This window comes from Roseofilum capinflatum BLCC-M114, from assembly GCF_030068505.1.
Taxonomy (GTDB): domain Bacteria; phylum Cyanobacteriota; class Cyanobacteriia; order Cyanobacteriales; family Desertifilaceae; genus Roseofilum; species Roseofilum capinflatum.
In genome coordinates this window covers 38,427-49,476 of the sequence record NZ_JAQOSO010000024.1, presented here as the reverse complement: position 1 = coordinate 49,476, position 11,050 = coordinate 38,427, and the positions used below count along the sequence as shown (strand labels likewise).

14 protein-coding genes are annotated in these 11,050 nt (G+C 45.3%); 10 read left to right on the top strand and 4 right to left on the bottom strand.

Features of this window, described 5'->3' with window-relative positions:
* From PMG25_RS05870 to PMG25_RS05845, 6 genes are all read left to right on the top strand, one after another.
* On the top strand, positions 1-247 hold a 247-nt coding region (locus PMG25_RS05870; protein ID WP_283765970.1), incomplete at its 5' end, for a hypothetical protein.
* Between the two features lie 251 nt (positions 248-498).
* Positions 499-1,281, top strand: a complete 783-nt coding sequence (locus tag PMG25_RS05865; protein ID WP_283765969.1) for an RNA polymerase sigma factor — start codon at positions 499-501, stop codon at positions 1,279-1,281.
* Positions 1,248-1,946, top strand: coding sequence for a tetratricopeptide repeat protein (locus PMG25_RS05860; RefSeq protein ID WP_283765968.1), 699 nt, complete (start codon positions 1,248-1,250; stop codon positions 1,944-1,946). The genes PMG25_RS05865 and PMG25_RS05860 overlap by 34 nt, the downstream gene beginning before the upstream one ends.
* Positions 1,903-2,553: a hypothetical protein gene (locus PMG25_RS05855; RefSeq protein WP_283765967.1), complete on the top strand. Its 651-nt coding sequence runs from the start codon at positions 1,903-1,905 to the stop codon at positions 2,551-2,553. The genes PMG25_RS05860 and PMG25_RS05855 overlap by 44 nt, the downstream gene beginning before the upstream one ends.
* A 297-nt stretch (positions 2,554-2,850) precedes the next feature.
* Positions 2,851-3,390: a hypothetical protein gene (locus PMG25_RS05850; protein ID WP_283765966.1), complete on the top strand. Its 540-nt coding sequence runs from the start codon at positions 2,851-2,853 to the stop codon at positions 3,388-3,390.
* Positions 3,391-3,649: 259 nt separating this feature from the next.
* Positions 3,650-4,144 (top strand): hypothetical protein, encoded by a 495-nt coding sequence (locus PMG25_RS05845; RefSeq protein WP_283765965.1) that lies wholly within the window; start codon positions 3,650-3,652, stop codon positions 4,142-4,144.
* A gap of 187 nt (positions 4,145-4,331) precedes the next feature.
* On the opposite strand, the gene PMG25_RS05840 is transcribed toward PMG25_RS05845, so the two are convergent.
* The 3 genes from PMG25_RS05840 to PMG25_RS05830 are packed head-to-tail and all read right to left on the bottom strand — an operon-like array spanning position 4,332 to position 5,254.
* On the bottom strand, positions 4,332-4,658 hold the full coding sequence (locus tag PMG25_RS05840) for a contact-dependent growth inhibition system immunity protein (protein WP_283765964.1): 327 nt from the start codon (positions 4,656-4,658) through the stop codon (positions 4,332-4,334).
* Positions 4,655-5,056, bottom strand: coding sequence for an RNase A-like domain-containing protein (locus tag PMG25_RS05835; RefSeq protein ID WP_283765963.1), 402 nt, complete (start codon positions 5,054-5,056; stop codon positions 4,655-4,657). The genes PMG25_RS05840 and PMG25_RS05835 overlap by 4 nt, the downstream gene beginning before the upstream one ends.
* A gap of 60 nt (positions 5,057-5,116) precedes the next feature.
* Positions 5,117-5,254: a hypothetical protein gene (locus PMG25_RS05830; RefSeq protein ID WP_283765962.1), complete on the bottom strand. Its 138-nt coding sequence runs from the start codon at positions 5,252-5,254 to the stop codon at positions 5,117-5,119.
* Between the two features lie 212 nt (positions 5,255-5,466).
* On the opposite strand from PMG25_RS05830, the gene PMG25_RS05825 reads away from it, so the two are divergent.
* The 4 genes from PMG25_RS05825 (at position 5,467) to PMG25_RS05810 (ending at position 9,124) form a co-directional block, all read left to right on the top strand.
* Complete coding sequence (locus tag PMG25_RS05825) at positions 5,467-6,297, top strand: dienelactone hydrolase family protein (protein WP_283765961.1); 831 nt, start codon at positions 5,467-5,469, stop codon at positions 6,295-6,297.
* Entirely contained in the window at positions 6,294-7,109 is an 816-nt protein-coding gene (gene surE, locus PMG25_RS05820) for a 5'/3'-nucleotidase SurE (RefSeq protein ID WP_283765960.1), read from the top strand. The genes PMG25_RS05825 and surE overlap by 4 nt, the downstream gene beginning before the upstream one ends.
* A gap of 135 nt (positions 7,110-7,244) precedes the next feature.
* Positions 7,245-8,120, top strand: a complete 876-nt coding sequence (locus tag PMG25_RS05815) for an MBL fold metallo-hydrolase (protein WP_283765959.1) — start codon at positions 7,245-7,247, stop codon at positions 8,118-8,120.
* Positions 8,121-8,191: 71 nt separating this feature from the next.
* A complete protein-coding gene (locus PMG25_RS05810) occupies positions 8,192-9,124 on the top strand; it encodes a bifunctional riboflavin kinase/FAD synthetase (protein WP_283765958.1) in 933 nt (310 codons plus the stop codon).
* Positions 9,125-9,345: 221 nt separating this feature from the next.
* Here PMG25_RS05810 and PMG25_RS05805 read toward each other — a convergent pair whose 3' ends face one another.
* The gene (locus tag PMG25_RS05805) at positions 9,346-10,746 is read right to left on the bottom strand and encodes a B12-binding domain-containing radical SAM protein (protein WP_283765957.1); all 1,401 of its coding nucleotides are present in this window, start codon (positions 10,744-10,746) and stop codon (positions 9,346-9,348) included.
* Positions 10,747-11,050 lie beyond the last annotated feature (304 nt).

The window sequence follows — 11,050 nt, the reverse complement described above, 5'->3', positions numbered from 1 at the left end:
CGCAGGCGCTGCCCTGAGCGAAGTCGAAGGGAGAAGGGGGAAAAGTCCCTCTCCCGTGGGAGAGGGCTATTCCTGCGGACATGAAAGGGAGAGGGCAAAAACGACATCAACACTCACCCTCATCCCCCTACCCCCTTCTCCCGCAGGCGCTGCCCTGAGCGAAGTCGAAGGGAGAAGGGGGAAAAATCCCTCTCCCGTGGGAGAGGGATATAGGGAGAGGGCATTTCCAATTGCACAACTCATTTAGACTAGCTATAACTACAAAAATTCAGAAATCGAACTTGGGAATCGTCTTCAGATTGGAGAAGCGAAAGCCAGATACTTTAAATTATCTGGACTCGATCTCAAACATGACAACAGGGCAAATTCCTATAAGAATATGCTCAACTAAAAAAGTCAGGAAGCAGTTGGGGGCGGTTGTTTCAACCGTATAAATTAATCGCATCAGAGTGGACTGTATCTACCATCAATACTCCACAAAAATTTGGGTTAATATTGATGCAGTATCCAGAAATTAAACGACCAAAATATTCTGTTTCTAAATATAAAAATCTCAATCCTTTAGAAGAGGAACACCTATTACAGCGTCTCTATGAAGGGGATCTAAATGCCTTTTGGCCGCTCTGGCAAAATTATCAGGACTATCTTCATACGCTCTGTTTGCGTTGGCTGAATAATGATGCTCATGAAGCCGAAGATGCCCTCAGTTTGGCTATGCTCAAAGCCAGAAAGAAATTGCCCGATTATGCCCATAAAATCACCCATCTCCGGGCTTGGTTAACTCGTTTAACCCATAATCTGTGCATGGACAAGTATCGACAAGATCGACGCAGAGCCGTGGGTGTGGAGAATATTGACGAGATCGCCCCTACTTCTCTGGACTCTCTTCTCATCAGTTATACTTGCCCGGAATCTACCCTACTTTCTGAAGAGTTATCCCAGTCTATTTTTCGCGCTATTAATCTGCTTCCTGAGCGACTGCGGCAGCCGTTTATTTTGCGTTACTATCACCATGTTTCTTGTGCTGATATTGCCCAACAATTGGCGATCTCTCAGGACAATGTATACAAGCGAATTCAGGAGGCAAAATATCGGCTAAAAAAACATTTAAGGTGCTATTTATTAGGGCAAGATGATACGGTTTTTCATGGCCAGACTGCGGTCAATCTAAGGAGTTTATCGGATGCTCTCACTGCCAAGACTCTCCCCTATGTCAATCCAGTTATTAGTTATCATCTTACTGCCACATGCCTAGTCAAAGGGTCTCATCGGTTGCCGTAGTTTCTCAGCCTTCAGGAATGGAGGCTGAGGTTTGTTTGGTTTTGGAGAAAAAGCCGACCCGAATTCAGCAGAAACTCAAGTCTTTAAATCAGTATATCCAGAAGTATCCATCGGGATGGAAAAAGCGCTTACAATTGGCGAATTTGCTCTATAAAACGGGAGATTGGCAACCGGCAATTGAGCAATATCGACAGGTGATTGAGCGACAGCCTCAAGTGCTGGAGGCATACTTAAAGTTGGGTAAAATTTTGCAGTTGATGGCCCAACCGATGGAGGCGGCGAGGGTGTACGAGCAGGCTTTGTCCCATGTTCTCTATGAACCGACGAAAGGGCATATTCGCGGATTGATTGCGGTGTGTAACTGGGATTTGGAGGCGGCGGTAGACTTCTTCGAGTCAGCCGCCTCATTGGAGCCGGAAAACCCGTCTCACTGGCTGTCCCTGGGGCGGGTGCAGATGGCGAGAAACGATGCTGCGGCAGCTCTGGAAGTCTATGAGCGCATTTTAGCGAGGTATCCTGACGATATTGTAGCGGCAGGCGATCGTTTTGATGCGCTGATGGCTTTGGGGCATGTGGAGGAAGCACAGGAGCAGTTAAACCGACTGATGGAACTTGCTCCCAATGACGTGCGGGTACAACAGCGATCACAAAGGAAAAGATCGTAATTCTAAAAATTCAAAAATTATCCCTAACTATCGTTTTATAACTGAAAGCGACTCATATAATAGAGAGGATGAAGAAATTATGAATGTAAATGAGTTTGGAAACTATTATTATCGAGATACAGATAACGGAGACAATTTTGCTTTGACTGGAATTTGTATATATAATCACCTCCAATTTCACAAGAACTTTAAACTCACCTGGGCGTGTCGCCCAATCTCCCATCTTTGGCTGGTTAATCTAATCAAAAAAATGAATGATGATGACAAACAACTAATAACTCATGTCTTATCTGGTAGTCATGGCTCCCCTGAAGGAAATACAAGCCAAGATCGCGAATATCGAGAACATTATTTCTATAAGCAAGATCTAAACACTGTAAATGACTACAATTTGCAGAGAAGTTGGACTGTTCATGATATTGGAAAAGCTCATGATGAAGAAATGTTTCTTCATTTTTTGCAGAACCTTTTCACGCAGAATCCTTCGATGGAGCATCTTATTGTTTCTTGGTGTTATGGAGCAGGTACTGTTGTTCAGTTGATGGACAAAATACCAGGGCTACAGATCCAAGATAGACAGACTCTTGATATTACACCAGCTAAGTAGATAGATACCAACGGATAGATTGTAGGGGGTTTCATTGAACTACTATTTGGTATGTAGGGGCGAACGGCCGTTTCGCTTCACGACATGAAACACCCCTACAGATTGTCAATACACCACTAAACCTTGTCCTATTGGATGATGTTTAGTCGAATTAAGAGCCTGTTTTAAAACCCCTACAGGATTAGCTCCTGTGGGAGAGGGATATAGGGAGAGGGCATCACAAAAAAATTTCACAAACTCACCCCCACAAACGTCTTATAAATAGAACACCCTAACATACTCATAAACATCCCAACCATGAAAAACCGTCATCTTGCCCTCGCAAGTGCCCTGGCTATCCTCGGTGCTGTAACCTTGGCTCCCAAAGCCCAAGCCCAAAACAGCACAACTGTCAACTTCAATGGCACTGTGAGCAGCACCTGCACGTTTAGTAACGTTCAGAATGGTACATTGGTGCAGCCCAGTGCCACGGCTGAATATCTGATGGCTGACAGTCAGTTTAACAGTATTGGTACGTCAGGGTCTCTACAGGTCAACTGTACAGCCCTTAGCAATCTTTCTATTAGTGCCCCAGTGAAAATTCAGGCTCCGGCTGGGTTCAACCCCGATATTGTTCAAGCGTCTCTATACAATCTATTCAATCTAGAGTTTACACACAATGGCAACGGCGAGTTTAGCAATAGTTTTCCTTGGAATGTCTCTACTGGAAATTCAATAAAGGCTACCAGCAATTCAACCTATGGTGTCGCTATGGTTGTGGGCAAGAATGCTAATACTAATGGCTTACCTTCCGGGACTTATGAGTATCAAGTCACGGTGACTGCGACTCCTAACTAGGGGCATTTTAAGTAGAATATTTCCCCGGTTGAATGGGGCAATTCTTATCAGTCTATTATGGGGGGCGAAAAATTTTTCGCCCCTGGTTTTGTTGTTGGTTAATACTGATGGGTAAGGTGGGCAGTGCCCACCAATCTATTCAAAGTGACCCTAACTACAAAAAATCAGAAATTGAACAACTCAATCGTCTTAGAGATAGAAGGGAGAAAATCGTCAAATTTATCTCCCTTCAGAAATACTGAAACTTGAGGAAAAATCAATGACTGAACTGGTTGAAAAAGGGGATTGGATTACATTTGATCCTGACAGCTATAAAAAAGAAGAGGTAATTAGATGGCAACAAAATTTAGGAAGTCGTGAAGAGCCATATGTTGCTCTTCTCTACTCCGTTAAGGACAAAGAAGCAAGTGGTAGTCTTTTTGTTTTAAAGGGGCAAGCTAATCAATTTTTTGCGAAATGTCAAAAAAACGAATCTGAAAACCCCCTAGTCAGTGGTGGATATAAAATCCAGGTTGATGATAATTTCCAGTATGGACAGAACCAGGAAAAAACCTTGAGGTTTTTGGTTTACCATAACAAATCGAATAAACCCTATCAACATCGGTTTATTGAAACCACTGCTTTTTCTAACATCGGAAATAAAATTGCAGCCGTTGGCTCCGCAGCAGGAGAAGCTTCGGCTTGGGGTAAGCTCGTAGAACAAGGACTGGAGATTGGTAAGGCTTTTATTGGTGATTACCTAAGAGATTTCTAGTCTCTCCTCTCCTTCTTATAGCCATTTCCAATAGCAATGAGACATGATTGATTGTAGGGGCGAACGGCCGTTTCGCTTCGCGACATGAAACGCCCCTACAGATATCGTTGTTTTAGATAAACTGTTGTGTCTCAACTTTAATCGAATTAACTATATAATTATAGCATTAGCGATCGCCTGAGTTGCTCTAAGCAGACAAAGCAAGCTTTGAAGCAATACCTTGTTTTAAGGAGATTTGCACCCAAAGCAACCAATCGGCATAGGAAATTCCATAAACGGTTGGGTCATAGTAACAACTGAATTCAAAGACTATCATTGCTTTTAATTGATTGGGTTCAAGGTTCTGAGTCAGTAAGTTTTCGATATCTTCAAGAGTTTGTTGTACTTGGGTTATGGGTTCATCTTGAAGATAGTTGTGGATCAGACCTAATGCATCAGGAGCCTCTAAATTCCAATCTTGGTGAAAATAACTGCTACAAAATTGAGCAAGTCCAGGAAAGTTTTCAGTATTCATGGTTCTGGGTAAGCGGTTAAAATATAGTATCCTAGCGACACAGTGGCATCTCGTTTCAAAATGATGCGTAAGTTTTGGGCGATCGCCGGATGAAGATTATTTTGAGCTAGACTAATACCGATCGCCTGGTTGACTCTATGATAGATTGATAAGCGAGCAGTGGCCGTTGCCAGCCAATTGACAATTTGGGTTTGATTTGCATCCATCGCATCTGAAATCGTTTGCTCTGCAATTTCTCGATTGAAGAAGGATGAGGCCCTAGGAAGAGTCGGCTGAGTAACCAAGCGGTTAACCAGTGACGCTTCAGTTATGCCAACATGCCTCGCTAACGTATGACCTCCTGCCCTTTCATGAACAACCAGACCTCCGCCTGGGGTTAGCCGACTAAAGTTAGTCACGGATATTTGGCTTGATTGAGGAAAAGTTAAACCTGGGTCAGGTAGTATTATACTACCCATTCAATGAAAGGCGATCGCCTCCCCCAAAGCCACAAACAATACCTTCGCCAAAACCAAAAATGCCTTGATTCGTAGGTTGGGTTGAGGAACGTGCATGTCGGCGACAGCCGAAAACCCAACAAATACGTTGGGTTTCACTTCGTTCAACCCAACCTACGGGAAAATGGCGAAGGTATTGCACAAAGAAACCGGGTTTCTGCCCTAACTGGCGACGCTCAACCCCCCCTCTGGCCGGAGAAACCCGGTTTCTAAACCTCTGGCGATAAAATAATGATTAACCAAGGTTGAGTTTGTTGGTCATTTCCTACCTAGAATAAATACAATAGCCCCTTTTTCAACCCAGTTCCCCTATGAACAAACTCCGAAAACAACTCTACGCCCTCCTACTCGCCCTAGTCTGTACCAGCGCCCTCCTCTTAGGAGGCATCACCCTAGGACAAGCCCAAACTCCCAGTTCTACCCAAATTCAGACCCAAGTGGTGGAATATCAACAAGGGGATGCGGTTTTAGAAGGATATCTGGCCTATGATGCATCCCGTAATGACCAACGACCTGGAGTGTTAATTATCCACGCTTGGAAAGGCTTAGGAGAATTTGAAAAAGAGCAAGCCGACAAACTGGCGCAGATGGGCTATGTAGCTTTTGCTGCTGATATCTATGGTCAAGGCATTCGCCCCGAAACCACCGATGAAGCGAGGGAGCAGGCAACCTATTATCGTTCTAATCGTGGATTATTGCGCGATCGCGCCCAAGCCGGATTAGACTACCTCAAACAACATCGTCTCACGAACTCCAAACAAACCGCCGCGATCGGTTACTGTTTTGGCGGCACAACCGTCCTAGAACTGGCTCGCAGTGGGGCACAAGTCTCCGGAGTCGTCAGCTTCCACGGCGGACTCGATACCCCCAACCCAGACGATGCCCAACAAATTACCGCCAAAGTTCTCGCCCTTCATGGTGCAGACGATCCTCTCGTTCCCCCCGAAGAAGTCGCTGCTTTCCAAGAAGAAATGCGTCAAGCTGGGGTAGACTGGCAACTGATTGCCTATGGCGGAACGGTTCATAGCTTTACTAACCCTAAAGCAGGCAATGACCCTTCAAAAGGATCAGCCTATAACCCAGACAGTGCCCGCCGTTCCTTTGCCGCCATGGAACTCTTCTTTGACGAACTCTTTCAATGAAACTTCTAGTCAGTAATGATGATGGCATCTTTGCCCAAGGGATTCGCGCCTTAGCCAATACTTTGGCCAAAGCCGGCCATCAGGTGAGCGTGGTCTGTCCAGACCGGGAACGGTCAGCCACCGGCCATGGTCTCACCTTACATAAACCCATCCGCGCTGAAGAAATAGATGCCGTTTTCGATCCGAGGGTGAAAGCCTGGGCTTGTTCCGGCACGCCCTCAGATTGTGTAAAATTGGCATTAGGGGCCTTACTGCCAGAGAAACCCGATTATGTTCTCTCTGGGATTAATCATGGGGCCAATTTAGGAACCGATATTCTCTATTCAGGAACTGTTTCGGCAGCCATGGAAGGATTAATTGAAAAAATTCCGGCGATCGCCTTCAGTTTAACCAGCTATACAGCACAAGACTTTAGCGTAGCAGCCAACTTTGCCGCCTCCTTAGTCAGCGCCTTAGATGCAACCCAACCCTTTCCACCCCTGTTGCTCAATGTCAACGTCCCCCCTCTCAAGGCTGAGGCGATCGCCGGAGTGGCCATTACCCGTCAAGGCACTCGTCGCTATGACGAAATCTTGGAAAAACGCATCGATCCCAGAGGTAAAACCTACTATTGGCTGGCCGGAGAATTAACCGAAGATGTCCTTGACCCCCCTTCTCAAAATCCTTCCGACTCGCCCATACTCACAGATGTACAAGCTATCCGCCAAAACTATATCACCCTAACTCCCTTACACTATAATTTGACTTGCTCTTCAGGCTTGGAGCATCTAACCCATCAACGGTTGCATTTACCCTATCCGCTCTTGGGTTGATCCAACGATCCAGATGAAGACCTCTGCGATCGATTCAGATTGGGCCAGACCCGAAACGTCACTTCTCAGGTTACCCTAGTGAACAACATGCAGGTGGCACATTAGCTCAAAGGTTGTGGAATCCGGTAAAGTCTTATGTCTCTTACACAACAACAATTCACGGTTCATTTTTGGGGCGTTCGCGGTTCAATTCCCTGCCCCGGCCCCGAAACCGTTCGCTATGGCGGCAATACGTCTTGTATTGAAATGCGAGTCGGCGGTCATCGTATTATTTTTGATGGCGGCACAGGATTACGGGTATTAGGCCAATATCTTTTAAAGCACATGCCCGTTGAAGCCCATTTATTTTTTACCCACTCCCACTGGGATCATATTCAAGGCTTTCCCTTTTTTACCCCAGCCTTTATTCCTGGTAATACATTTAATATTTATGGTTGCGTTGCTCCCAATGGAGAAACCATAGAGAACCGCTTAAATAACCAAATGCTCCATCCCAATTTCCCTGTCCCCCTGAAAGTGATGGGATCGAAATTGGTCTTTAATGACATCGAGGTAAAGCAACCGATTAAGTTTGATGATGTGGTGATTGAAAACGCTCCCCTGAATCATCCAGGGGAAGCCGTGGGATATCGTGTCAGTTGGGGCGGCCATACGGCGGCCTATATTAGTGATACGGAGCATTTTCCCGATCGCATGGATGAGAATGTGCTGTTCTTAGCCCGAAATGCTGATGTGATGATTTATGATGCCACTTATACTGATGCTGAATATAATCATCCCAAGACCAGTAAAGTCGGTTGGGGCCATTCCACTTGGCAAGAAGCGGTCAAAGTGGCTAAAGCGGCCAATGTGAAGAAATTAGTGATCTTTCACCACGACCCTCTCCACAATGACGAGTTTCTCGATAAGGTGGGCGAAGATGTAGCTCAAGCTTTCCCCGATAGCCTGATGGCGAGGGAAGGTTTATCCCTAACTCTGGTTTCTCCCCCCTCCGATCCCCTAGAACCCTAGAGCTTGGATTCGTTTTAATGGGATTTCCCTGCTACCATGATAGGGATGTTTCATATTGCGAAATGTAAAGCGTGTGGTCTATTGCTTCCCCGACAACTGCGTTAAAGCCCATGGCGATCGCCCTGGGTAACTTTGATGGAGTTCACCGGGGACATCAACAAGTCATTCAACCCATTGCCGGTTTTCAGAGTCTTGGCCGCGATCTCTATTCCAGTGTGGTGACCTTTTTCCCCCATCCTCAAGAAGTGTTAACAGGCCAGAAAAAGTTGCTGCTCACTCCTCCAGAGGAAAAAGCCGCCTATTTGCATCAAATGGGGATCGATCAATTGGTCATTGTGCCCTTCGATCGCCAGCTCGCTTCTCTGAGTCCTGAAGAATTTGTTCGCCAAATTTTGGTCACCTCTCTGCACACAAAAATCATCAGTGTGGGGGAAGACTTTCGCTTTGGCTATCAACGCAGTGGAACCGTTGAGGACTTAAAGGCGATCGCCGCTCAATGGGGAATTAAAGTCATCATTACCCCCCTGGAAAACTGCCAAGAAGGACGCATCAGTAGTTCCCAGATCCGGTTAGCCCTCACCGAGGGAGATCTGGTGCAAGCTCAACGACTCCTAGGCCGACCCTACTCATTACAGGGTAAAGTCATTCAAGGACAACAGCTCGGTCGTACCCTCGGCTTTCCCACCGCCAACCTCGAAGTTCCTCCCCAGAAATTTTTACCTCGTCTCGGAGTTTACAGCGTCCGAGTTTCTAACCCCCTCTGGAAAGAAGCTCAACCCGTAATGGGAGTCATGAACCTCGGAAATCGCCCCACAGTGGATGGAGTGAAACAAACCATTGAAGTTCACCTCTTCAATTGGTCAGGAGACTTATACGATCAAGTCCTATGCGTTGAACTCGAATCCTTTCTGCGTCCAGAACAAAAATTCGCCTCCCTCGATGCCCTCAAAGCCCAAATCAAAGCCGACTGTGAAACCGCATTATGGGTAATGGGTAATCGGTAATCGGTCATGGAAAAACCGTTTTCCTGTTAAAAATACCTTCAGTCTTTTCTTGTAGATTGGGTTTCGTTCCTCAACCTAACCTACAAGTCATATCAAGTCCGCTAGATCAGTGACAATATGTCATTGCGAGTGGAGCGGAGCGGAACGAAGCAATCTCAGCAATATCGGGAGATTTGGCGATTGCTTCCCTGCGGTCGCAATGACAACTGTTTAACCGGACTTTATATCAAGACCTCTTTGGGCGATCGCTGACTATTTGGAAACCGATGAAAACCCTGTAAAACTGATTCTAAAAGCGGCATCATTTTGCCCAATTGGTGACCGCGAATCACCCAATCCCAGAACGGCTCAAATTTTTTCCAACTCCCCGCATAAACCAAATGACGTAAGCGATGATTAAAACTGGTTTTAGTCGCTGCTCCTTGCCAAATGGCACTCCACCGATAAAAATCTTGATAGGCTTGCCAATACCCCGCTTCCAACCTTTCTACACTCATTTTTGCCGGTTGAAACACCACATGACGAGTATCGTATAAATCCCAATTTTGGGTTAAAATTCGTCCTTCTTTCACCATCCGTTCATAGAGCGGTGTACCGGGATAGGGGGTGAGAATATGAAAAGTTGCCGTTTCAATTCCCTGGGAAATCGCCCATTCTACCGTCGTCTCAAAAACACTCTCATCATCTTCATCCATGCCAAACACAAAACTACCATTAATCATTACTCCCAAATCCTGTAAGCGCCGAATAGCAGCCGTATAATCCCGATTTAAGTTATGATATTTATGCTGTTGGCGTAAATTATCAGCATTTAAGGTTTCAAACTCAATAAACAAACTTCTCAGACCACTTTCAACCGCCAATTCTAACAGCTTGGGTTGTAAAACTGCCTGAATCGTTCCTGCGGCTTGCCAAATCCGATTCATACCCAGCATACCGGTAAAGAGTTCCCGCGCAAATTGGGCATTCCCAAACAAATGATCATCGAGAAAAAATAAATAGCGTCCCGGTAAACGTTCAATTTCTGCTAAAGCCTGATCGACCGATTGTGTATAAAAGGATTTCCCCCCTTGAAAAAATGCATCTTTATAACAAAAATCACAATGATGGGGACAGCCTCTAGACACCACAATGGAATTAGGTATCAGATACAAATGGCGTTTAATGAGATCTCGACGAATGGGCGGAGCGCTGAGTAAATCTCGTTCCTGAGAACTATATCGCTTTTGGGGATGTCCAGCCCGAAAATCGGCTAAAAAACGAGGCCAAGTATCCTCTCCTGGCCCTAAAAATATCGTATCTGCATACTGTTGTGCTTCTTGGGGTAAGGCCGTTACATGCAATCCTCCTAAAACAATATAAGCGCCTTTTTGACGATAATGATCGGCTAATTCATAGGCCCGATAAGCCGAGGTAATATACACTTGAATCACGACTAAATCGGGGCTATCGTCTAAAGTTAAGACTTCCACATGCTCATCTTGTAAATCAATCTCATCGTCTGGACTAAAAAATGAGGCGATTGTGGCTAAACCTAAAGGTGGAAATAGGGAATATTTAATTGGTCGCCAATGGGGACTAAGGGCTTCGGTTAAGGCGGGTAAAATCATTTTGATTTTCATGAGTTTAAGCTTGGGAAATTGAGGGTCAAGCAGGGAACTGAAGAACTTTGCCAAAATTCAAGTCTTTTTTTAGTATGGACTAAAAGTTTTTAATTGTGTAAAGATTGTGATTTATGTATTTTTATAGCTATCTTGTATGAAAAATTAAGATCTTTTAATCAAAGATGTTCTTGCGGGCGAAACAGAACGGTTTACCCCAGTACGATCTTCACATCAGCCGTCCCGACGTTAATGGGTCGATCGTGCTATCTTGTGCCTAGTAAGGGGTGGCTCAGTAATTACCAATCCTTGTAGGCTGGGCAGG